General features: G+C 67.3%; 20 protein-coding genes and 1 pseudogene. 15 read left to right on the forward strand and 6 right to left on the reverse strand.

Translation table 11 applies throughout. The features are described 5' to 3' along the window. The first annotated feature begins 130 nt into the window (after positions 1-130). Genes K9U15_RS03215 through K9U15_RS03235 form a run of 5 tightly spaced genes read left to right on the forward strand, consistent with a single transcriptional unit; the run spans position 131 to position 4519 of the window. Positions 131-880 (forward strand): ABC transporter ATP-binding protein, encoded by a 750-nt coding sequence (locus K9U15_RS03215; protein WP_096227328.1) that lies wholly within the window; start codon positions 131-133, stop codon positions 878-880. A gap of 13 nt (positions 881-893) precedes the next feature. Then, on the forward strand, positions 894-2483 hold the full coding sequence (locus K9U15_RS03220) for a hypothetical protein (RefSeq protein ID WP_096227327.1): 1590 nt from the start codon (positions 894-896) through the stop codon (positions 2481-2483). 51 nt (positions 2484-2534) lie between these two features. Further along, positions 2535-2867 carry a DUF1648 domain-containing protein gene (locus K9U15_RS03225; protein ID WP_096227326.1) on the forward strand — a complete coding sequence of 111 codons (333 nt, stop codon included), beginning with the start codon at positions 2535-2537 and terminating at the stop codon, positions 2865-2867. Between the two features lie 16 nt (positions 2868-2883). Beyond that, on the forward strand, positions 2884-3387 hold the full coding sequence (locus K9U15_RS03230; protein WP_096227325.1) for a GntR family transcriptional regulator: 504 nt from the start codon (positions 2884-2886) through the stop codon (positions 3385-3387). Positions 3388-3394: 7 nt separating this feature from the next. Next, positions 3395-4519 (forward strand): DUF1648 domain-containing protein, encoded by a 1125-nt coding sequence (locus tag K9U15_RS03235; protein ID WP_096227324.1) that lies wholly within the window; start codon positions 3395-3397, stop codon positions 4517-4519. Between the two features lie 158 nt (positions 4520-4677). Here the strand turns inward: K9U15_RS03235 and K9U15_RS03240 are convergent, their stop codons facing one another. After that, positions 4678-4884 carry a hypothetical protein gene (locus tag K9U15_RS03240; protein WP_194073869.1) on the reverse strand — a complete coding sequence of 69 codons (207 nt, stop codon included), beginning with the start codon at positions 4882-4884 and terminating at the stop codon, positions 4678-4680. A gap of 152 nt (positions 4885-5036) precedes the next feature. On the opposite strand from K9U15_RS03240, the gene K9U15_RS03245 reads away from it, so the two are divergent. Next, a complete protein-coding gene (locus K9U15_RS03245) occupies positions 5037-6923 on the forward strand; it encodes an ATP-binding cassette domain-containing protein (protein WP_123672636.1) in 1887 nt (628 codons plus the stop codon). Position 6924: 1 nt separating this feature from the next. Further along, positions 6925-7644 carry a DUF6198 family protein gene (locus tag K9U15_RS03250; protein WP_096227321.1) on the forward strand — a complete coding sequence of 240 codons (720 nt, stop codon included), beginning with the start codon at positions 6925-6927 and terminating at the stop codon, positions 7642-7644. A gap of 89 nt (positions 7645-7733) precedes the next feature. Here K9U15_RS03250 and K9U15_RS03255 read toward each other — a convergent pair whose 3' ends face one another. Continuing rightward, positions 7734-8888, reverse strand: coding sequence for a helix-turn-helix domain-containing protein (locus K9U15_RS03255; RefSeq protein WP_096227320.1), 1155 nt, complete (start codon positions 8886-8888; stop codon positions 7734-7736). Between the two features lie 438 nt (positions 8889-9326). Between K9U15_RS03255 and K9U15_RS03260 the strand changes: the two genes are divergently transcribed. Continuing rightward, on the forward strand, positions 9327-10523 hold the full coding sequence (locus tag K9U15_RS03260) for a winged helix DNA-binding domain-containing protein (RefSeq protein ID WP_123672634.1): 1197 nt from the start codon (positions 9327-9329) through the stop codon (positions 10521-10523). A 386-nt stretch (positions 10524-10909) separates the two neighbouring features. Beyond that, a complete protein-coding gene (locus tag K9U15_RS03265) occupies positions 10910-11701 on the forward strand; it encodes a Cof-type HAD-IIB family hydrolase (RefSeq protein ID WP_096227318.1) in 792 nt (263 codons plus the stop codon). Positions 11702-11919: 218 nt separating this feature from the next. Here K9U15_RS03265 and K9U15_RS03270 read toward each other — a convergent pair whose 3' ends face one another. The 3 genes from K9U15_RS03270 to K9U15_RS03280 all read right to left on the reverse strand — a co-directional run bounded on the left by K9U15_RS03270 (position 11920) and on the right by K9U15_RS03280 (position 14613). Beyond that, positions 11920-13380, reverse strand: coding sequence for a cation:dicarboxylase symporter family transporter (locus tag K9U15_RS03270; RefSeq protein ID WP_096227317.1), 1461 nt, complete (start codon positions 13378-13380; stop codon positions 11920-11922). Between the two features lie 112 nt (positions 13381-13492). Next, positions 13493-14146, reverse strand: a complete 654-nt coding sequence (locus tag K9U15_RS03275; RefSeq protein WP_096227316.1) for a TetR/AcrR family transcriptional regulator — start codon at positions 14144-14146, stop codon at positions 13493-13495. Continuing rightward, positions 14143-14613 (reverse strand): hypothetical protein, encoded by a 471-nt coding sequence (locus K9U15_RS03280; RefSeq protein ID WP_123672630.1) that lies wholly within the window; start codon positions 14611-14613, stop codon positions 14143-14145. Before K9U15_RS03280 ends, K9U15_RS03275 begins: the two co-directional genes overlap by 4 nt. A gap of 692 nt (positions 14614-15305) precedes the next feature. On the opposite strand from K9U15_RS03280, the gene K9U15_RS03285 reads away from it, so the two are divergent. Next, entirely contained in the window at positions 15306-16676 is a 1371-nt protein-coding gene (locus tag K9U15_RS03285) for an MATE family efflux transporter (protein ID WP_096227314.1), read from the forward strand. 187 nt (positions 16677-16863) lie between these two features. Here K9U15_RS03285 and K9U15_RS03290 read toward each other — a convergent pair whose 3' ends face one another. Continuing rightward, complete coding sequence (locus K9U15_RS03290; protein ID WP_096227313.1) at positions 16864-17376, reverse strand: nitroreductase family protein; 513 nt, start codon at positions 17374-17376, stop codon at positions 16864-16866. Positions 17377-17523: 147 nt separating this feature from the next. Between K9U15_RS03290 and K9U15_RS03295 the strand changes: the two genes are divergently transcribed. From K9U15_RS03295 to K9U15_RS03315, 5 genes and pseudogenes are all read left to right on the forward strand, one after another. Then, on the forward strand, positions 17524-17880 hold the full coding sequence (locus tag K9U15_RS03295; protein WP_096227312.1) for a helix-turn-helix domain-containing protein: 357 nt from the start codon (positions 17524-17526) through the stop codon (positions 17878-17880). A gap of 72 nt (positions 17881-17952) precedes the next feature. Beyond that, the gene (locus tag K9U15_RS03300; protein WP_096227311.1) at positions 17953-18684 is read left to right on the forward strand and encodes a response regulator transcription factor; all 732 of its coding nucleotides are present in this window, start codon (positions 17953-17955) and stop codon (positions 18682-18684) included. A 118-nt stretch (positions 18685-18802) separates the two neighbouring features. Beyond that, positions 18803-19783 (forward strand): ATP-binding cassette domain-containing protein, encoded by a 981-nt coding sequence (locus tag K9U15_RS03305; protein WP_096227310.1) that lies wholly within the window; start codon positions 18803-18805, stop codon positions 19781-19783. Further along, complete coding sequence (locus K9U15_RS03310) at positions 19776-20687, forward strand: hypothetical protein (RefSeq protein ID WP_123649910.1); 912 nt, start codon at positions 19776-19778, stop codon at positions 20685-20687. Before K9U15_RS03305 ends, K9U15_RS03310 begins: the two co-directional genes overlap by 8 nt. Positions 20688-20993: 306 nt before the next feature. Then, positions 20994-21068 (forward strand): annotated as a pseudogene (locus K9U15_RS03315) (hypothetical protein); the annotation flags it as partial. Positions 21069-21143: the final 75 nt, after the last annotated feature.

Raw genomic sequence — 21143 nt, forward strand, 5'->3', positions numbered from 1 at the left:
GGATTTCGCGTGAAGCACCCGGCGTGCGAGCGCCTGCTTCCGTGCAATCGATCGCAAATACGTCCCTTGCATCTTTGTTCCATCTGTTATAGCATAAATATAACAAGCAGGCAAGGGAAGGAAAATCGGCATGGCATCTCCGGTATTGTCAGTCAACCATGTGGTGAAGAAGTTCGGTGCGAAGCGCGCGGTGGACGACGTGACCCTCGACGTCATGCCGGGGGACATCTTCGGCTTCGTCGGTCACAACGGCGCAGGCAAAACCACGCTCATCCGCGCCATCGTGGGCGTCACGGGCTTCGACGAGGGCGACATCCGCATTGCCGGGCAATCGGTGCGCACCGACGCGCTCGCTTGCAAGCGCGTCACGGCCTATGTGCCCGACAACCCCGACATCTACGAGTTCCTCACGGGCATCCAGTACCTGAACTATATCTCGGACATCTTCCAGGTGCCCGCCGACGTGCGCGAGGCCCGCATTCGGCAGTGTGCCGATCGCCTGGGCCTCACCTCCGCATTGGGCGACCTTGTGTCCTCGTACTCGCACGGCATGCGCCAGAAGCTCGTGCTCATCGGCGCACTCGTGCACGAGCCGACGCTGCTTGTGCTGGACGAACCGTTCGTCGGCCTCGATCCCGAGGCGTCCTTCCAGGTGAAGGAGATGCTCCGCGAGCTGGCCGACGGAGGCGCGGCCGTGTTCTTCTCGAGCCACGTGCTGGAAGTGGTGGAGAAGCTCTGCGACAAGGTGGCCATCATCAAGCAGGGGCAGTTGCGGGCGTGCGGTCGCACGGCCGAGGTCGTGGGCGATGAGAGCCTGGAAGACGTGTTCCTCGACATGGTCGACCGCAGTGAGGCCGCTTCGGCCGCCGGCGCGCGGTAGGGGGGCGGTAAGCATGCGCTCGTTCATCCTTCTGCTGAAAATCCAGCTGTTGGGGCTTTTCGGCATCAACAAGACGCTGCACGCCGACCCGGCTAAGGCGAGGCGCACCTTGGCGCTCGCTGCGTTGGCCGTGGCGGCCATCGTGCTATTCGCCGCGGCGTACTCGTCGGGCGTCGCGCAGACGCTCGTGCAGATGGGGCTGCCCGAGGCCATCCCGCTTGTCGCGGTGCTCGTGGGCGCCGTTGCCGGCGCGGTGGCGGCGTTCCTCAAGACGAACGGCGTGCTGTTCAGCTTCAAGGACTACGATCTGGTGATGTCGCTGCCGGTGCCCACCTCGTCGGTGGTGCTCTCGCGCATCGTGTCGCTGTACGCCATGAGCTTGGCGTTCGGTCTGCTTGCGATGGTTCCGGCGTTCGCCGTGTACGCGGCGAACGCAAGCGTGACCGCGGCGGGCGTCGCGTGCATGGCGCTTTCGGTGGTGCTGGCGCCACTGCTTCCGCTGGCCGCGGCCATCGTGCTGGCGGTGCTCATCGCAGCGGTGTCGGCGCACTTCAAGCATGCGAACGTCGTGGTGATCGTGCTTACTCTGGCGGCCACGCTCATCGCGGTGTTCGGATCACTGGCGTTCTCGTCGCAGGCCGACGACATGGCGGCCATGACGGCGCTTGGCACCGAGCTCGTGGCCCAGCTTGCTGCCGCATTTCCTCCGGCGGCATGGGCGACGGCCGGCATCGTGGAGGGCGATCTCGAGCAGTTCCTGGCGTTCGCCGCCGTGAACCTCGTGGCGGCGTGCGCGGTGCTCGCGCTCGTCGTACGCCTGTTCGTGCCGGTAAACTCGATGCTCATGTCGTCGCGCCCTCGCGGGACGTTCTCTTTCGACGGCAAGGGTGCTGCGGCGGCGAAGGCGGGCTCCCCGCTGCGGGCCCTCATGGCGAAGGAGGTGCGCCTTCTCGTGGCCACGCCCATCTACTTCATGAACGCCTGCATCGGCTATGTGCTCGTGCTGGTGGCGGCCATCGCCGTGGCGGCGGGGACGCTCACGGGCGCGCTTTCGCTCGACCTGCTGCCGCCCGAGCTGGCCCCTGTCATCGGGCTCGTGCTCCCGTGGGGCCTGGCGTTCTTCTGCAGCATCTCGTCCACCACGGCCGCGTCGGTGTCGCTTGAGGGCTCTTCGCGCTGGCTCATGCTGACGGCGCCCGTGCCGCCGTCGACCGTGCTGTGGTCGAAAGCGGCGGTGAACCTGGCGATCGGCCTGCCGTTTTTGCTGGTGTCGGCCGTGCTCGTGGCGGTTTCGCTGCCGCTCGACGCGCTGTCCGTCGCCGCGCTGTTCGCGGTGCCGTCGGCATCGTGCCTGCTGGCCACGAGCTTGGGCCTGGCCATGGATGCCCGTCGGCCGCGCTACGACTGGACCACCGTGTACGAGCCGGTGAAGCGCGGCATGCCGGTGTTCGTGGTTGTCTTCGCCGGCATGGGCCTCGTGGCGGTGGGCATGGCGGCGGCGTTGTTCCTGGGCCAGGCGGGATCGCTGCTGGCGGCGTGCGCGGTGGCTGCGGTGTCGGCCGCGCTCTACCGCAGCACGGCGAAACGCGGGCTTTCCGCGTGAATCGGCGCAGGAGGCGGAAGCATCATCGAAGAGAGGGCGAAAGGCGGTATCATGGGAGCAAGGGAAAACGGGACGCGCAATCGGGGCACGGTGCTCGAAGGACGCAGCGGGCTCGTGGCGGCAATCGCGCTGGGAATCGCGGCAGTCGCGTTGGCCGTAGCCCAGTGGGTGCTGCTGCCTGAACAGGTGGCGACGCACTTCGGCATCACGGGAGACGTGAACGGTTGGTCGCCGAAGTGGTTCCCCGTCCTGCTTTCGGCGGGCCTGGGGCTGTTCGGCTCGGTGTGGCTGGGCGTTTCGCGCGAGAAGCTGGGACTGCTGTTGGCCGGCATCGGCGTGCTTATCGGGGTCATCGACCTTGCGGTGAACGGGATGCTGATGTAGCGAAGGAGGGAGCCGTATGATCATCCGCATAGACCAGAAGGCGGAGGAGCCGCTGTACCTGCAGATTCGCAGCCAGATCATCGCGGCCATCGCGCGCGGCGAGCTGGTTCCCGGCGCCGCGCTGCCATCCGTGCGGTCGCTCGCCAGCGACTTGGGAATCAACCTGCACACGGTGAACAAGGCTTACGCCGTGCTGCGCGACGAGGGCTACGTGCTCATGCGCGGCCGCAGCGGCGCCTACATCGCCGACCCCTGCGAGGACGATCGGGCCGACCGCGCGCAGATCGAGCTGGCGAAGATGGAGGACAGCCTGTTCGAGCTCGCGCTCGCACACCGGGCGCGCGGCGGCACGCGCGGCGAGTTCCTGGAATGCGCGAGCGCCCAGGCTGCCCGCGCCTATGCCGCCCTCGAGCGCGCCGATGCCGACCCCGTGCCATCCACCCAGGCTGCGCGGGCGGCCGGAGCCGGCAGGCTCCCCATCGAGGCCGGCTTCGCCCCTGCTTGCGGAAAGGACGCGTGACGCGGCAATGGAGGGAAACGCAACCGAGTTCGCTGCGACGATGCTCGCCTTCACCGTCGCGCTCGTGCCCTTGACGGGCATCATGACCATCGTAACGCCGTTCCTCATGAGGCGCGGCGAGGTGTTCGCCGTCACCGTGCCCGACACGGCGGCGCACGACCCCTACCTGCGTCGGCTCAAGCGGTGCTACGCCCTGATCATGTCCGCTCTTACCGCCGTGCTCACCGCGGTAGGCGCTTTCGGGGCGTTCACGGGCGATGCCGGTTTGGCGTTGGCCGTGCTGTGCGTGGGCATGCTGCTGCTGTGCGTCGGAAGCTATGGCCTCATGCTGTATTTCCGGGCGAAGGTGCAGTCCTACAAGAAGGAGCAGGGCTGGCAGGCCAGCGCACGTGAGTCGGTGGCCGTGGTGGGCGACGCGCCCGTGCCGCGCGCGGTCTCGCTCAAGTGGAATTTGCTGTACCTGCCCGTCATTGCCGTGACGCTGGCCATCGGCGCCGTCGGGTACGCGCAGATGCCCGACTTGATCCCGCAGCACATGAACTTTCAGGGCGAGGTGACGGAGTACATGGAGAAAACCCCGTTCACCATACTGGTTCCTGCGCTCATCGTGGCGTTCGTGGCGGCCTGCATGGCGTTTGCGCACTGGACCATCCTGCGCTCGAAGAGGCCGTCGAACCCGTCCGCACCTGCCACCTCGGCGCTGGCCTACGGCATGTTCGCGCGCGCCCAGAGCATCTTGCTGGTGGCAGGCGGCCTGGCTCTCAGCCTGCTGGGCCCCGTCATGGAGCTTTCGTTCATTGGCGTGATAGGGTTGGGGCAGGCAGGCGTGTTCGTGGTGGCCTTGGCGCTGGTGATAGTGGTGGGCTCCATCGTTATCAGCCTGGTTTACGGCCAGGGGGGCTCTCGCGTGTTCTCGCGCATGGCCGCTTCCGAAAGGCTGCTGGCCGACGACGACGAACACTGGAAGCTGGGCGTGTTCTACTACAATCCCGACGACGCCAGCCTGTTTCTGCCCGAGCGCTTCGGCATCGGTTGGACCATGAACTGGGCCCGTCCTGCTGTCTGGGCTATCATGCTTGCCGGTCTCGTGCTCACGGTGGCTTTCGTGGTGGTCGTGATGATGCTGATGTAAGGAGGCGCGGAAGGTCGGTTGGAAGAGGAAGGTCCTTTCGGACGGGTTGAACCTCGCTCTTGAGGGCGGCAACGCGTCGAATGCGGGAACCAGGCGCCTTGGCTCGAAAAGCGCCGAAAGCCCTCATCGCCGACGACGGCGTTCCCCGCCTGGTATTCCTACAGGTTGTCTTCCAGATCCATCTGCATGAGGGCCACGTTCTCGCGCAAGCGCTTGTACGAGGCGCGGGGTAACGATCCGTCCTCGTACCTCGACTGGATGGCCTCGAGTTCGAGCCGCAGGTTCTCGCGCTTGATGTCCGCCGCTTTGTCCACGGAGGTGGCGATTGCGGTGATGGAAGGGTTCGCGGCACGTGCCGTCTGCACGAGGCGCTGATATAAATGTTCGGGCTCGTTTTTATTGTAACGTAACCGTTCGTTGACGCCGCCGGCGTACGTGCAGTTTTGCGAATGGGAACGCCGTACCCGCGCAGTTTCGCTATCATGGGAGCGAACGTGCGAATGCGAAGGATGGATACATGGCGTTTCTGCTGGGTTGCGAGAAGGTGCGGGTGGAATTCCCCACGAAGACGGTGTTCGACAGCGTGTCGCTGGGCGTGGAGGAGGACGACCGCATTGGCATTGTGGGCCGCAACGGCGACGGGAAGTCCACGCTGCTGAACTTGCTGGCCGGCACGCTGGAGCCCGACGACGGACGCGTGCTGAAGAACGGCACGGTGCACGTGGGCGTGCTGGGGCAGGCCGACGCGCTGTCCGACGACGACACCGTCGAGCGCGCCGTGGTGGGCGACCTGCCGGAGTACCAGTGGGCAGGCGACGCGCGCATTCGCGACATCATCGCGGGGCTGGCCTCCGACATTCCGTGGGACGCGCGCGTGGGCACGCTGTCCGGCGGGCAGCGCCGCCGGGTGGACCTTGCGCGGCTGCTCATCGGCGACTGGGATGTGCTGGCGCTCGACGAGCCCACGAACCACCTGGACGTGCGCGCCATCACGTGGCTGGCCGGACACCTGAAAACGCGTTGGCGCGCGGGGCAGGGTGCACTGCTGGTGGTGACTCACGACCGCTGGTTCCTCGACGAGGTGTGCACGCGCATGTGGGAGGTGCACGACCGCGTGGTCGACCCGTTCGAGGGCGGCTTCTCGGCCTACATCATGCAGCGCGTGGAGCGCGACCGTTTGGCGGCGCTGGCCGAGCAGAAGCGTCAGAACGACCTGCGCCGCGAGCTGGCCTGGCTCTCGCGCGGGGCGCGGGCGCGCGCGACAAAGCCGAAGTTCCACGTGGCCCTGGCCCAGGAGCTCATCGCCGATGTTCCGCCTCTGCGCAACGAGCTGGAGCTCAAGCGCATGGCCATGGCGCGCCTGGGCAAGCAGGTGGTGGACCTGGAGCACGTGACCGTGCGCTTCGACGGCGGGGACGGCTCCGGCCGTACCGTGCTGGACGACGTGGACTGGATCATCGGCCCCGGCGACCGCTACGGCATCGTCGGCGAGAACGGCGCGGGCAAAACAACGCTTCTGCGGGTGGTCCAAGGTTTGCAGAAGCCCAGCGCCGGCCTGGTGAAGATAGGTAAAACGGTGCGCTTCGCCGTGCTGTCGCAGCATTTGGACGACCTGGCGCGCTTCGGCGACGACCGCGTGCGGCAGGTGGTGGGTCGCTACAGCCGCCGCACCATGCTCGACGGCAAGGAGATGACGCCGGGCCAGCTGCTGGAGAAGCTGGGCTTCACGCGCGCCGACCTGAACGAGCCCGTGAGCGATCTGTCGGGCGGCCAGAAGCGCCGGCTGGCGCTCATGCTCATCCTGCTGGACGAGCCGAACGTGCTCATCCTCGACGAGCCGGGCAACGACCTGGACACCGACATGCTGGCCTCGGTGGAGGACCTGCTGGACGGCTGGCCGGGCACGCTGCTGCTGGTCACGCACGACCGCTACCTCATGGAACGCGTGACCGACCACCAGTTCGCCCTGCTGGACGGCAAGCTGCGCCACCTCCCCGGCGGCGTGGACGAGTACCTGCGGCTGACGGAGCGCGCGACCGGTGCCGCCCAGGGTGCCCAAAGCGGCCGCGCATCCGGTGCCCTTTCCTCTCGGGCGGCCGACCGCGCCGCAGGCCAAAGCCCCCATCGCGCCGCCGATCAGGGTGACTCCGAAGTCGAAGGCGCCTCCGGGCCCCGTCTCACCGGCGGCGAGATCCGCACGCTGCGCAAGCTCATGCAGTCGAACGAGCGCAAGATGGAGACGCTCAACGGCAAGATAGAGGACGTGCGCGCCCAGATGGCCGCCGCCGACCCGAGCGACTTCGCTGCCCTCGGCGATTTCCAAGCGCAGATCAACGACTTGCAATCCCAAGTGGACGCCCTTGAGGAAGAGTGGCTCGAAGCCGCCGAGAAGCTGGGCGAGTAGCATGCCCTCGGAAGCCGTGCGCGCCGCCGACGAGCTGGCTGGCAAGCCTGCGGGCGAAGCGGCCGCTTCGCCGTCGCTCGTGCTTCCGGCCGAGCTGGCGTGGGCGGTCTACTTCCTGATCATCCCTCTGGGCGTGGCTGCCATGGCGCATGCCGACGTGGGCCTCGTGCCGGCCGCCGCGCTGCCGTTCGCACTCAACGCCATAGCGCCCCAGGTGAGCTACGGCGTGTGGTACGTCGTATTCCAGATAGGGCTCGTTGCCATCCTGTGCGCCGTTAGGCGAACGCTCGACTGGCGCTACCTCGTGTCGTTTCTGGTCTGCGCCGTGGGCGGGGCGCTCATCGACTTCAACGGGTCGTGGATGAACGACCTGTTCCCGATAGAGTCGCTTGCGCTGTCGTGCCTGTGGTTCGTCGGCGGTTTCGCCGTCGTGGCCGTGACCGTGTACTTCTGCACGCGCTGCCAGCTGCCCGTCATGCCCATCGACACGTTTCCGCGCGACCTGTGCGCGGCCATCGGCCAGCCTTACGCCCGCGTGAAGGTATGGTTCGACGTCGTGACGCTGCTCGCAACCTGCGCTATCGGCCTTGTCGGCGGCGGCGCGCTGTTCGGCATCAACGTGGGCACGGTCGTGTCCGCCCTGCTCATGGGCCGATCGATCGGCCTTGTCCAACGCATCATGGACAAGCGCGTGGCCTATCGCAAGCACCTGCCGCTCTAGGGAGGGGGAGGCGGAAAGGCGCGGGCGGTGCTGCGGGACGGCGCCGCATTCCTTCCGTCCATAACGGCGCTCGCCTTCTAAGGCGGGCGTTACTTCCACGTGGGCTGGTCGGGGGAGCCTTCCGGCTGCTCGGGACCGCGCGCCCAGGGGTCTTCCTTGGCGTCGGCCTGCGCGTACTTCAACCAGGCGTCCTCCTGCTTCGCCTCGGCGATCCAGTCGTCCTGCGACTTGCCCAGCACGCTGCCCACCATCCATACGATGCCGCAGAGGATGCCGCCAACCACGAACGCGATCCAGCTGATGGCGAACCCACCCTGACCGGCGCGGATGGCGTCCTTCAGTGCGTGCTTGTCGATTCCGTCCCAGCCGCCCACCTGGTCGAACAGCGGCACGAAGCCCCACACCAGGAACACGATCAGCGCGAGCAGCATGATACAGCCGCAGATCACGCCCATGACGCGTTCGGCGCGCACCTGCTCGGGCGACTTCACCACGGCGGTGGGCGGCAGATCGGCGCCGAGGTTCTGTCGGTGGGCGATGTAGGTGAGCTCGGACAGCTCGTACTTCGACTTCTGCATCGTAGCCCAGATGAGCGTGCCCACGGCGACGGCAAGGACGAACATGAACGGCGCGACGATCAGTTCGTCCAAACGGACGCCGCGCACGAGATCGAGCGAACTGTCCTCAGGCGAGAGGCCGATGAGCATGATCACGTCGAGCAGGATGAGTCCCACGCCGCCGGCGATGAGCACGGGGAAGCGGCGGCTGAAGCGCTCGAGCACGTCGGCGGCGTAGCGCGGCTCGATGGAGGGGTTGCGGCGCTTGAACTCGCCGTGGTTGAGGCTGCCCACGATGAGGACGACCACGCCCACCACCACGAACGACAGGAACGCGACGGTCGATATGTTGCTCGGCCATCCGAGGGCATCCAGGAGCACCTGCACCCCTACGCCCACGAGGATGCACGCCACGCCGAGCGCGATGGACAGGTCGAAGCGGTTCATGTGGCGGTCGTAGCGCTCGGTGTCGTTCTCCTTGGTCACGTGCACGCTGCCGCGCATGAGGTCGTCGAGGCTGGTGTGGAACAGGTCGCACAGCGCCAGCAGCTTGTCCATCTCGGGGTAGTTCGTTCCGGCCTCCCACTTGGACACGGTCTGGCGCGACACGCCCAGCTGCTCGGCAAGGCCCTCCTGCGTCACGCCGTAATGCTGGCGCAGGTAGACGAGGTTGTCGGCGAAGCTCATGGTAGGTTCCTTTCGTTGTTGGTAGGTATCATACCCGAACGGTGCGGCAGCGAAGCTGTGGTGCGCGATCTCGCCGCCTCGGGCAGCGTGCGAGCGACGGGCCCGTTTGGATTCGTCGTTCGCACGCTGCCCGAGGCGGGCGAATGTGCCAGCCCCTCGTGGCAAAATTGGCTGGCCCGCGTTCCCCCCGCACTCCCTTTCGGTGCTTCTATCATGCGGTTGCAGGGCCGCCCGCTCCACCACTTTGATGGTGCGTTTTGCTTTTTTTCGCGCACGCTGAGGTTGCGGAAGCTATGACCTGGGGTTATACGTAGCTTGTCGTGGCGCTTTCGTTCGGCGGCAAGAGTTCGGCGACGTATTCTGCCGCCACAGGAGGTACCCTATTTGGTATGGTGCGTGAAACGGACGGCAAAAGAGAGCCGCGAAAGGGATGGTCGCATGGCAAAGTCGGAGCCGAGCATGGAGCTGAACGTGGAGCAGGTGCGGAACTTCAGGCTGCACGCGCACCATCTGGACACGTTCTACGCTAAGGCCGACGTGCTTGCAGCGGTCGGCGCCTGCGGCATGCAGAACACGCCGCCCGGTGCGTGGGAGGCTGCGCTCTTCAACCGCGTGCCCGCGTGCAAGGCGGCCGATCGCGACCGCCTGCTGCTGGAGGAGCGCTCGCTCGTACAGGCGTGGAGTTTTCGCGGCACGCCCGTCGTGTTCCCGGCGGCCGACAGCGCCGCGTTCCTGTCGGCGCTTGCGGCGGAGGGCGAAGAACCCTGGATCTACACGCGGGGCATCGGGCTGGCGCTCGACTTTCTGGGCGTGGGGTTCGACGAGCTGCTGGTCTTGCTGGAGCAGGTCATGCCACAGCTGGACGGGCGGACGGTGACCGGCAAGACATCGCTCGACCAAACGCTGGCCGCGTGGATGGAGCCGCTACTGCCCGCGCAGAAACGCTCCTTGTGGAACGAGCTGTCGATGTACGGCAGCCCTGACAAGCAGACGGTGGGCGGCGCAGCGGTGTCGTTCCTGCTGCGGCCCTGCTCCTTCAAGGGCCTGGTGGTGTTCGGCGCGCGCGAGGGGGCCAGCCCCACGTTCACGTCGTACCGCACTTGGCTCGGCCGCCTCTTGGCGCCCGACGCGGACGCGTCCCGCAAACTCGTGCGGAAGTTCGTTCACTGCTACGGGCCGACCACGGCCGACCGGCTGGCCGCGTGGCTGGGATGCTCTGGCGCTCAGGCGCGGCGGCTATGGAAGACGGCCGCCGACGAGATGGAGCCGGTCACGTTTTTGGGCAAGAAGGCTTACGTGCTGTCCGCCGACCGGGAGCGCCTGCTCGCGCCGCAGCCGCTTGAGCGCGAGCTGCTGCTGCTAGCCGCGCACGACCCCTACCTCGACCAGCGCGACCGCGTCGTCCTGCAGTCGGACAAAGCGCTGCAACGTCGGATATGGCGCACGGTGGCCAATCCGGGCGCTATCGTACATTGCGGCGAGGTGGTGGGTACGTGGACCGGCACGAAGAAGGGCGCCGGCCTGGAGGTGGAGGCGAACTGGTGGTCCGACGCCGTCGACGGCCGGCAGGTGCGCGCCCTCGCCGAACAGCACGCCGCCTTCCGCGGTCTGGAGCTCACGGCGTTCGAAGGGTAACCCCCGGCCGTTCATTTGAAAGGGGAGTTTCGTTTACGGTGGATAGCGCAGCTGCACTTTCATAAGAACGGCACCGCGGAAGGATGCTTGAGCGATCTTTGGTGCGGTGCCTCATGTTGCAGAGGGGCTTTTGTCCTTCTAGTTGTCGGCTTGTTCAAAATCCTGCAAAGTCTCGGTGGAGAAACGGTGCCAAGCGGAAGCGGGCCGTACAATGGCCGAGAAAGCGGAAGCGGCGCGGCGTTCATTGGATGGTGGCGGGATGTGCAGCGGGCAGTGGTGGGATTCCGGCGGTGAATTCCTGCGATGGCTCGTTCCGGCGACTGCCGACTCAGGCGGCGGCAACCCTTCGCCCTTCGCATGGCCGCACCTCAACAAAGGAGGTTCCCATGCTCAAGCTCATCGCCAGCGATATGGACGGCACCATGCTCGACGCGAACGAGTGCGTGCCCGACGGCACGTACGAGCTCATCCTGCGCCTGCGGGAGAGGGGCGTGCGGTTCGCGGCCACGTCGGGGCGGCGCTTCGACACGCTGTGCGAGCTGTTCGAGCCCATCGTGGACTGCATGGACTTCGTGGCGTCGAACGGCGCGCAGGTCATCGTGGAGGGCGAGCTGGTGGACCTCGAGGTATTCTCGCATGCGGCCGTGAAGCGGCTGGCGCGCGTGGTGGATATGTTCGACACCATGCACCTGGCGCTGTTCGACGAGACGCGCAGCTACCTCCTGGACGATGAGGCGCGCTTCGAGCGCGAGGTGGACAAGAACCTGCCGAACCCCGTGCGCGTGTATGCGGTGCCGTCGCCCCAGGTGAACATCTTGAAGGCATCGGTGTACTGCGACGAGGACGTTATGGATATGGCCTACATCCTCACGCGCGAGCTGGACGACGACTTCGTGTTCGCGCCGTCTGGCCGCAAGTGGATCGACGTCATGCAGCGCGGCGTGAGCAAGGCCACCGGCGTGAGCCAGGTGCTGGACGCCCACGGTATCCGGGCCGACGAGATGACGGCGTTCGGAGACTCCATGAACGACTACGAGATCCTGCGCATGGCCGGGACGAGCGTGGCCATGGGTAACGCGCGCTACGCCATCAAGCAGATAGCCGATAAGGTCATCGGCACGAACGTGGACCACGGCGTGCAGGCCGAGCTGCGCCGCGTGCTGGAGGGGCTGGGCTAGGCTGCCAGGTTGGACGGCCAGTGCCGCAAGCCGGATCCCCGTTCGATTGAATGTGGCAGAAAATTTGACCTAGGGCAGAGATTCAGGCGATTTGGATGAGGCCAGGGGTTCCTTCGCCGCCATAATCCCAGTTCGGATTTTTCGACGAGAACTTCGTCGTGCCCTACCTCGATATTCTTGCCAAATTCTGCAGTCTGGAGGAAAGCGGGGGCAATCCCCTACATCCCCGCATGCCCCTCGCCGCTCACGCGCGCCTCGGGGTCGCGCAGCACGGCGCGGTCGAGGCCGCCCACCGCGTTCGACGCGGTGACGCCCGCCACCATGGAGTCGCTCACGTTGAGCGCGGTGCGGCCCATGTCGATGAGCGGCTCGACCGAGGCCAGCAGGCCCACGATCTCGATGGGCAGCCCCATGGTGCCCAGCACGATGAGCGAGGCGAACGTCGCGCCGCCGCCCACGCCCGCCACGCCCAGCGAGCTGATCACCACCACGGCCACGAGCCCCGCGACGAACGTGGGCGAGAACACGTCGATGCCCACCGTGGGCGCGATGATGGTGGCCAGCATGGCGGGGTAGATGCCCGCGCACCCGTTCTGCCCGATGGACATGCCGAAGCTGGCGGCGAAGTTTGCCGTGGCCTCGTCCACGCCCAGGGCGCGCGTCTGCGTCTCGATGTTCAGCGGCACGGCGCCTGCGCTCGACCGCGCCACGAACGCGAAGCTGAGCACGGGGAACGCCTTTCGCATGTAGGCGAGCGGGCTCACACGGTTCGCCAGCAGGATGAGGCAGTGCACCAGGAACATGAACGCGAGCGCCCCGTAGGACACGGCCACGAACTTGCCCAGGTCGAGGATGGCCGCGTAGTCGCTCGTGGCCATGACGTGCGCGATGAGCGCCAGCACGCCGTAGGGCGTGAGCGCGAGCACCATGGACACGATACGCATGACGATGCCATACAGGCTGTCGATGAGCTGCCGGAAGAACGCGGCCTGCTCGCACGCGGCGGCGGTGGCGGCAGGGGGGACGTCGGCTGCGCCCTCGCCGCGGGCGCGCAGCTTGAGGTAGGCGATCCCTGTGATGGCGGCGAAGATGACCACGGCGATGGTGGACGTGGCGCGGCTTCCGGCCAGGTCGGCGAACACGTTCACGGGGATGAACGACAGGATCATCTGCGGCAGCGTGAGGTTCGCCACCTGCTGCTGGTCGGCCTGCAGGGCCTCGAGGCTCGCGGCGCTCGAGCCGGCGCCTGCGTCGGTGAAGCTCGCGCCCGCCAGGCCGGAGAGCACGACGGCCGCCCACCCCGTGAGCGCCGCCACGGCCACGGTGCCCAGGAGCACCGCCAGCACCACGGCGCTGATGCGGCCGAGGTTCTCCGTCACCTTGGTGCGGGTGAACGCGCCCACGATGGCCACGAACACGAGCGGCATCACGAGCATCTTCAAAAGCGCGATGTAGCCTTGGCCCACCACGGCCATCCAGTCGAGCGCCATGGAGGCGGCGTCGCTGCCGCGACCGAGCGCCAGCTGGATGCCCGCCCCTAACAGGATGCCTAGTCCCAGCGCCGTGAACACCCGCGGCGTGAAGCCGATGCCGCGCCGCTTCATTAGCCAGAGCGCCCCCAGCAGGACGGTGAACACGGCCAGGACGGCGAGGACGGGAAGCAGGGTTTCGAGCGGCATGGGCGATCAGCTTTCTGGACGGCAGCGCCCTCCAGTATGCCGCGCGCGCGAAGCCGTCCTGCCCTCCGCCGGCAACCGTCTCGCGCCCGTTGCCGAACCGATTGCTCCCCGCCTATTCGGGCCCTTCCGCGTTCGGGGCGCACGCGTGGCGTTCGCCGAAGCGGATCACATGCTGTCGTGCGAGATCGACCAGGCGCTCGCGGGCGGCCGCGTCGGTCGCGCCGTCGGCAGCTTGGATGAGCATCATGAGCGGCGCGAAGAACTCAAGCGCCAGCATTTTCGGGTCGTCGCGCACGAAAGCGCCCGATTCCACCATGGATGCGAACAACGTCTCCTGCCACGCGAGCGGCGCCTCGATGAAGTAGCGGCGGTACAGTGCGCCCAGCTCGGGCGTGCGATATTGCTCTACGGTGAGCATCTGCCGGAACAACGTGGCGAACTCGTCCTCGGTCCAGTAGCGAAACATCCCCTCGCCGAGGTCCGCCATCTGTGCGACCGGGGTAACCGCGTAGTCGCGCACCTGCTCGTCGACGCTGCCCTCCGGGAGCCCGATGGCGGCGGATGCCAGCTCGTATCGCTCGTCCATGCGCCTGACGAGCGCGTCCAGTATGGCCTGCTTGCAGGCGAAGTGCTTGTAGACCGACGCCGGCTGGATGCCGACGGCGGCTGCGATCTCGCGCATCCCGGTCGCCTCGAACCCCGCGCGGGCGAACAGGCGCAGCGATGCCTGCAGGATGTCCTCCTTGGTGTTGCGGCGGGGCGTCATGCGATGTCCTCCCCGGTGCGGAGCGCGTGCCAGCTCGCGGCCGTCTGCAGCACGCCGAGCGCCAGGTAGAATGCGGAGATGCCGTTCGGCATGAAGGCGAGCTCGAACGCGGTCCAGGCGATGAGCAGGACGCCTGCCGCGATTCCCCACCTATACGACGCCGCCCGCTTCCCGCGGAAGCGCAAAGCGAGCGCGACGATATTCGGCGCGCCGTTCACCAGTGCGAGCGCCACTCCCGGCCACAACCACGTGGCGATGAGCGGCTCGGGCAAGGGCAGGACGCCCAGGAACTCGATGGGCATGACGTCGTTCCAGCTGACGGACATGGCGACGAGCCCGCTTACCGCCATGAACCCTCCGCACACGACGGAGCATATCCCGTCGAACCAGTTCATGAACAGCGCGAACCCGCGCGAGACCCTTGCGAGGGGATGCGGCCTTCGATCCTGCCGAGCCGTCGTCGTCATGGTGCTCTCTTTCTCTCGTAAAGCTAACGAACGTTAGCCAATGGAAGCAATTTAGCAAACGATCGTTAGCTTTTCAAGCCCGGAGACGACGCTCTCCTTCCATGCGGTGGACGAAGCCAGGTATCTATGACAACAAATGAAAGAAACAGTTCGCGATAAATCGAGCGGGGGCGGCGTGGCGAAAAGCAGGTAGTCGCTCGAAAGCAAGATGCACGTGTGTCGCGCCACCAAGAGCATGACACAGCAGGAGCTTGCCGACATACTGCAAACTCGCTCAATCATCGTGCTGTTTTTGTCATGCTTCATATATCGCGCAGCACGGTCTTCGCCTGGGCGGCCTCCATCGCGGGGTGGGGGTCGCACGTGGTTGACGCGACCCGGCTGGCGCGGTATGCTGGCCGGCGTTGCAACCACCTCGTTGGGGGAACCAATGATACTTTGCAGGGCTGCCGCTCTGTGCGTGATCGCCGATGAAGCATCGCACGGAGCAGGGACGGACAGGACCATCGGCATCGGGAGGCGCGCTGCCTAAGGGCACGCCTTGTCGTCGATGCCGGGATGCCGGGAACCTTGAGCGCCGCGGATGGCTTCGTCCGCGGCGCTTTTTCATGCGCTGGGCGCATCGCGTGGCTGCGGCCGTCGCGAGCCCCTGCCTCCTTCCGTTTTCGCATTCCGATCCTCCGAGGTGACCTATGGCTTTTTCTTCATCGACCGTTTCCTTCTCCGAGGGGCCGCTGTTCCGGCAGCTGCTCTCGTTTGCCTTGCCGCTCATGGCGGTGAACATCTTGCAGTACGTGTACCAGGCCGTCGACATGGCGGTGGTCGGCCAGGTGGTGGGCGACGTGGGGCTCGTGTCCATGAGCAACGCGGTGAACGCCGTGTTCCTGGTGAACGCGTTCGTCATCGGCCTTTCGGCCGGAGGCGGCGTGGTGGTGGCGCGCGCGGTGGGCGCGGGCGACGTGGGCGCGCAGCGACGGGCCTACGCGGCCACGCTCCTGGTGGCATTGCTGGCATCTGCGGGCATCGCTGCGGCCGGCACGCTGCTCGCGCGGCCGGCGTTCACGGCGAACGCGGTGCCCGCGGCGGCGCTCGACGGGGCCGTGGCCTACACGACCGTGCTCTGTTGCGGCGCGGTCGGGCCGTTCCTCATGAACGCCGCGGCCGCGTTCCTCAAAGCGCAGGGCGACGCGTGGACGCCGCTTCTGCTGGTGGGTGCGGCGACGTTCGTGAACGTGGCGCTCGACCTGGTGCTCGTGGGCCCGGCCGGCCTGGGCGTGCCGGGCGCGGCGGTGGCCACCGTGGCGGCGCAGGGGCTCTCGGCGCTGCTCGCGCTCGCGCTGGTGCGGCGGCGCTTCGCGGCGGGGCGCGTGCTTGGGAGCAACGTTCTCGCGGGCGGCTTCGCTGCCGACGTGCGCGCGGTGCTTTCGGTCGGCGTGCCCTCCGCCGTGCAGATGGCGGTGGTGAACCTGTCGTACGCGCTGGTCACCGGCATGCTCAACCGCTATGGCGTGGACGTTGCCGCAGCGGCGGGCGTGGGGCTGCAAATAAGCACCATCGCGGGGCTGCCCTGCTGGGCCATCGGCCAGGCCATCACCACGGCGTCCGCGCAGTGCGCCGGCGCCGGCGAGCTCGCGCGCGCCCGCGACGTCGCGCGGCTGGGAGCGCGCTTCAACATCGGCGTCACGCTGGGCATCCAGGTGCTCATCCAGCTGCTCGCGCCGGCCATCGTGGGGCTCTACGGCCTCACGCAGGGCGCGCCGTTCGACATCGCCGTGCTCTACCTGCGCATCACGTGCAGTGTGAACGGCCTGTTCTACGCGGCCATGTACAGCTTCGACTCGTTCGCTCTCGGGGCCGGCTCGCCGCGGCTCGTGCTGGCGAACTCGCTCATCGACGCGTTCGCCGTGCGCTTCGGCCTGGCGTTTTTGCTCTCGGGCGCGCTCGGCTTCGGCTACGTGGGCATTTTCGTGGCGCAGGCGGCCTCGCCCGTGATTCCCGCGATCATCGGCGGCGTCTACCTGCGCCGCTGGTCGCGCTCGCGCGGTGTGCTGCGGGAAAGATAGGGGGATGTGGCAAAACGGAACGCATATGCACCCGAAATAGCCCTTCCAAAAGCCTGCGAAGCCGGCTCATCGAAAGAAACGCCTGATGGCGCTATCCAGCGCGTTCGATAACGAGTGCATATGACCGCCAAATTGCCAATCCAGCCAGGAAGTCGCGCACGTGCAGGGCACGGGGACGGCGCGCAGCCTACGCCTTCGTCACCAGCTCTTGCACGGGGATGCGCTCGACCGCGTGACGTTCGGGGCTCTTCCATTCGTCGGCGGCGTGGCCCACGGCCAGTATGTTCACCGGCACGAGCGAGGCGGGCAGGTTGAACGCCTCGCGCACGCCGGCGGGGTCGAACGCGCAGATCCACACGCTGCCGAGGCCCAGGTCTGTGGCCTCGATCATCATGTGGTCGCAGGTGATGGAGGCGTCGATGGCGGTGGAGACCATGCCGTCGACGGGGCGCTTCCAAGCGCGCTCGGCATCTGCGCACACGATGAACGCGAGCGGCGCGCCGTAAAGGTTCGCGTACCTTCCGAGATTCGCGAGCCCTTCCGCGCTTTCCACCTGGATGAGGCGCACGGGCTGGCGATTCGCGGCGCTCGGCGCGACGTGGGCCGCCTCCACGATGGCGGCGATCTTGTCCGGTTCCACGGGGTCGGGATCGTAGGCGCGGATAGAGCAGCGCTTCTTGGCAAGGTTGGTAAACGACATGGGATGCTCCTTCTCTCGGACGGGTTCGTTTCTCCTTTCATGATAGAAGCCGCTACCGGACAAGCAAGTAGGCACTATTTTGGAATATACTACCGAAAAGGAAAGCAAGGGTTTGCCGCCGAAGGCCCGCCGCAAAGGAGCGCTGCCATGAAAACCTGCCCAGATGCCTACCATTGCCCCGTCGAAGCGACCATCGACATCGTGGGCGGCAAGCACAAGGTGCTGATACTCTGGCACCTGAGCAAGCACGGCGTGCTGCGCTTCGGCGAGCTGCAGCGGCTCATGCCCCAGGCCACGCCCAAGATGCTCACCCAGCAGCTTCGCGAGTTGGAAGCCGACGGCATGCTCCACCGCGAGCTGTACCATCAGGTGCCGCCCAAGACGGAGTACTCGCTCACCGAGCGCGGCCGCAGCTTCACTCCGGTGCTGAACGCCATGTGCAAATGGGGTGGCGAGGTGCTCGACGAGATGGGCGTGGAGGCGAGGGGAAAAGGCGTTGAATAGGCAGCTCAAACCATGGGAAAAGATGCGGAATAGCCGAATACTTCTTTGGAAAAGGTGCAGAAGGAGGCGAGCATGACGGATGCGACAGCCAGCGCCACCGTGCTCATAGTGGAGGACGACGCCCACATCAGCGGCATCGTGGCCGACCACTTGGGGCATGCGGGGTACGCCTGCACGCAGGCGTTCTCGGGAACGGAGGCGCGGCTCGTGCTGGAGGCGGCGGACGCGCGCGGCGAGCGGTTCGACGTGGTGGTGTGCGACCTCATGCTGCCCGGCCTTCCCGGCGAGGACATCGTGCGGCTCATCCGCTCTGCCGACGCCCATACGCCCATCGTCGTGACATCGGCGCGCACGAGCGCCACCGACAAGGTGGACCTCCTCAAGCTGGGCGCCGACGACTACCTGGCCAAGCCCTTCGACCTGGACGAGCTGCTCGCACGCATCGAGGTGCAGCTGCGCCACCGCGGCCGCGTCCCTGCGTCGCAGCCCGGCGGCGACGTGCTGCGCGTGGGCGCATGGGCCGTCGACCGCGCCGCGCGCACGCTCGCGGTGGACGGCGCGGACGTGCCCCTCACGCGCACCGAGTTCAACATCGTGGAGCTTCTGGCGCTGCATCCGAAGAAGGTGTACACGAAGCAGGAGCTGTTCGAGCTGGCCTGGGGCGAACCCTACGCCGCCGAGGACAGCACGGTGAGCGTGCACGTGTCCAACATCCGCGCCAAGCTCAAGCCCACCGGTACCGACGGCTACCTCCGCACCGTGTGGGGCCTCGGGTTCAAGCTGGCGGTCGACGAGGGCGCATGACCTGCGCGGAAAGGAGCGTCCCGCATCTTCAAGCTTTCTTAAAGGTTGGTTCATCCTTCCTGAAACCCTGTTCCGTAAGCTGGAAGCATGTTGAGAAGGCGAAGGGAAAGGGGCGTTCATGAACGTCGTTGAGACGCGGGGGCTGACGAAGTCCTACCGCGGCAAGCGCGCGGTCGACCGGCTCGACCTGCATGTGGCGCAGGGGGACATCTACGGGTTCGTCGGGAAGAACGGGGCGGGGAAGTCCACCGTCATGAAGATGGTGTGCGGGCTGGCAGCGCCCACCGAGGGCGAGATCGAGCTGTTCGGCGGGCGCGCCGGCGCCGTCGTTCGCGGCGAAGCCGTGCGGCCTGCGGGAACGTCGCGCGTGGGCGCCCTCATCGAGGCGCCGGGCATCGCCCCCAACCTGACGGCCTACGAGAACCTCATGGCGAAGGCCCTGGCCTTGGGCGTGGTCGACGCGTCGGCGCGCTGCCGCGAGGCGCTTGCGCTCGTGGGCCTCGAGGGCGTGGGCAGGAAGAAGGCGAAGGGCTTCTCGCTCGGCATGAAGCAGCGGCTGGGCCTGGCGCTCGCGCTCGTGGGCTCGCCCGACCTGCTGCTGCTCGACGAGCCGTTCAACGGCCTGGACCCCGAGGGCACGCGCGCCATGCGAAACCTCATCGTGCGGCTGAACCAGACGCTCGGCGTGACCGTGGTCATCAGCTCGCACGTGCTGGACCAGCTCGACCGCGTGGCCACGCGCTTCGGCATCATCGCCGAAGGCCGCATGGTGCGCGAGATGACCGCCGAGCAGGTGCAGGCCGAGTGCGGCGACAGCCTGCGCGTGCGCACGGCCGACCCGGCCCGCGCGCTCGCGTTGATGGAGGAGGCGTTTCCCCAGGCAACGCTGCGCGCACTGCCCGATGAGTCCCTCTCCGTCGCGGGCGACTACGACGCGACGGCCGTGTCGCGCTTTCTCCACGACGCCGACCAGACGGTGCTGGAGATGAGCCCGGTGCGCCGGGATATCGAGGACTACTTCGTGGAGCTCATGGAAGGCGGCGCGCAGGGGGCTGCGCGCGCCGCGTCGTGCGAGGAAGGCGGTGCGCGCCATGTTTAACCTGTTGAAATCCGATGTCTACCGGCTCGTGCACGGCAAGATGCTGTGGGTGGGCCTGGCCTTCCTCGCGCTCGTCGTGGTGGGGGCAGCCGGGCTCGTCTGGTTCGCCACCACGCCCGAGTTCGCCCAGATGGTGAACGAGCAGGCGCAGGAGGAGGCGCGCCAGAGCGGCGCGACCGTCACGCTCACCACGCCCAACGGCGCCGACCTCGACGCAGCCGAAGTGCGGATGCTCAATGAGAAGGTCATCGGCAGCCGCACCTACTCGTACGGCAACACGTTCATGGTGGGATTCCTCGGGCTGATCCTCGCGGTGCTGGCGGCGCTGCTGGCCTCGTCCGACTTCGACACGGGATTCGCGAAGAACGTGCTCGCGGGGCGCGGCGACCGTCGGGCGTACTTTGCGGAGAAGCTCGTGCTGATCGCGGTCTTGTGCGGGGTTTTCCTGTTGGCGGGCATGCTCCTGTCGGATGCGGTGTACGCGGTCCTCGGGTTCTCCTACGAGCGCACGGAGACGGTGGGCGAGTATTGGAGCTGGGCGGTGCTGTCGTGGCTCGTCCTGACGGCGTACGCGTTCCTCGGCGCGCTCATCGCGTGGGCGACGCGCAGCAAGACGGTCGGCGTCGTGTTCGCGGCGCTCGTGCCCACGGGCTTCCTCGAATCGATGGTATTGGGGGCGGCCGCGGTGCTCGCGCCGGCCATGCCGCTGGTGGGCGACGCGGTGCAATGGCTGCCGTTGTCCGTGCAGCAGCGGCTGGCGGCGGGAGGCACGGGCCTGTTCGAGGCGGGCGCGTCCGCCGTGGCCGGGCTTCCCGCGGCGGCGCAGGCGCTTATCGTGTTCGGAGCGATCGCAGCCGTGTGCGCGGCGCTGTCGCTCACGGCGTGCCGGCGCAGGGACGTGTAGGGCAAGGAGGGCGTTCGGATGGCGTATGTGCTGGTGGGGCTTGCGTGCTTGGCCGTCGGGGCGGGCGCGGCGGCGCTCCTCTTCCGCCGGGAGCTGCGCCGCATGGCGCGCTTCCTGCGCGGGCGCGACGCGCGCAGCAACGCGCGCATGACGGTGGAGGCGCCCGGGCGGGCGTTCGCCGAGCTGGCCGAGGCGGTGAACGCCCAGTTGGACGCCGCGCAGCGGGAGCGGCTCGAGGGGCAGCGCCGCCAGCAGGAGTTCCAGCGCGACCTGTCCAGCCTCTCGCACGACATCCGCACGCCGCTCATGGGCGCGAAGGGGTACCTGCGCCTCGCGCAGGACGAGGGCGACGACGCCGGGCGCGCCCGCCGGTTGGCCGCCGCCGAGGCGCGGCTCGACGACATGGGCGCGCTCCTCGACCAGCTGTTCGCGCCTACGCGCAGGCGAACGACCCCG

It is taken from the genome of Gordonibacter sp. RACS_AR68 (genome assembly GCF_030418485.1).
Lineage (GTDB): Bacteria > Actinomycetota > Coriobacteriia > Coriobacteriales > Eggerthellaceae > Gordonibacter > Gordonibacter urolithinfaciens.

Coding starts and splice junctions, on each gene's coding strand:
- K9U15_RS03215 (WP_096227328.1), top strand. CDS start 131: ATGGCATCTCCGGTATTGTCAGTCAACCATGTGGTGAAGAAGTTCGGT.
- K9U15_RS03220 (WP_096227327.1), top strand. CDS start 894: ATGCGCTCGTTCATCCTTCTGCTGAAAATCCAGCTGTTGGGGCTTTTC.
- K9U15_RS03225 (WP_096227326.1), top strand. CDS start 2,535: ATGGGAGCAAGGGAAAACGGGACGCGCAATCGGGGCACGGTGCTCGAA.
- K9U15_RS03230 (WP_096227325.1), top strand. CDS start 2,884: ATGATCATCCGCATAGACCAGAAGGCGGAGGAGCCGCTGTACCTGCAG.
- K9U15_RS03235 (WP_096227324.1), top strand. CDS start 3,395: ATGGAGGGAAACGCAACCGAGTTCGCTGCGACGATGCTCGCCTTCACC.
- K9U15_RS03245 (WP_123672636.1), top strand. CDS start 5,037: ATGGCGTTTCTGCTGGGTTGCGAGAAGGTGCGGGTGGAATTCCCCACG.
- K9U15_RS03250 (WP_096227321.1), top strand. CDS start 6,925: ATGCCCTCGGAAGCCGTGCGCGCCGCCGACGAGCTGGCTGGCAAGCCT.
- K9U15_RS03255 (WP_096227320.1), bottom strand. CDS start 8,888: ATGAGCTTCGCCGACAACCTCGTCTACCTGCGCCAGCATTACGGCGTG.
- K9U15_RS03260 (WP_123672634.1), top strand. CDS start 9,327: ATGGCAAAGTCGGAGCCGAGCATGGAGCTGAACGTGGAGCAGGTGCGG.
- K9U15_RS03265 (WP_096227318.1), top strand. CDS start 10,910: ATGCTCAAGCTCATCGCCAGCGATATGGACGGCACCATGCTCGACGCG.
- K9U15_RS03270 (WP_096227317.1), bottom strand. CDS start 13,380: ATGCCGCTCGAAACCCTGCTTCCCGTCCTCGCCGTCCTGGCCGTGTTC.
- K9U15_RS03275 (WP_096227316.1), bottom strand. CDS start 14,146: ATGACGCCCCGCCGCAACACCAAGGAGGACATCCTGCAGGCATCGCTG.
- K9U15_RS03280 (WP_123672630.1), bottom strand. CDS start 14,613: ATGACGACGACGGCTCGGCAGGATCGAAGGCCGCATCCCCTCGCAAGG.
- K9U15_RS03285 (WP_096227314.1), top strand. CDS start 15,306: ATGGCTTTTTCTTCATCGACCGTTTCCTTCTCCGAGGGGCCGCTGTTC.
- K9U15_RS03290 (WP_096227313.1), bottom strand. CDS start 17,376: ATGTCGTTTACCAACCTTGCCAAGAAGCGCTGCTCTATCCGCGCCTAC.
- K9U15_RS03295 (WP_096227312.1), top strand. CDS start 17,524: ATGAAAACCTGCCCAGATGCCTACCATTGCCCCGTCGAAGCGACCATC.
- K9U15_RS03300 (WP_096227311.1), top strand. CDS start 17,953: ATGACGGATGCGACAGCCAGCGCCACCGTGCTCATAGTGGAGGACGAC.
- K9U15_RS03305 (WP_096227310.1), top strand. CDS start 18,803: ATGAACGTCGTTGAGACGCGGGGGCTGACGAAGTCCTACCGCGGCAAG.
- K9U15_RS03310 (WP_123649910.1), top strand. CDS start 19,776: ATGTTTAACCTGTTGAAATCCGATGTCTACCGGCTCGTGCACGGCAAG.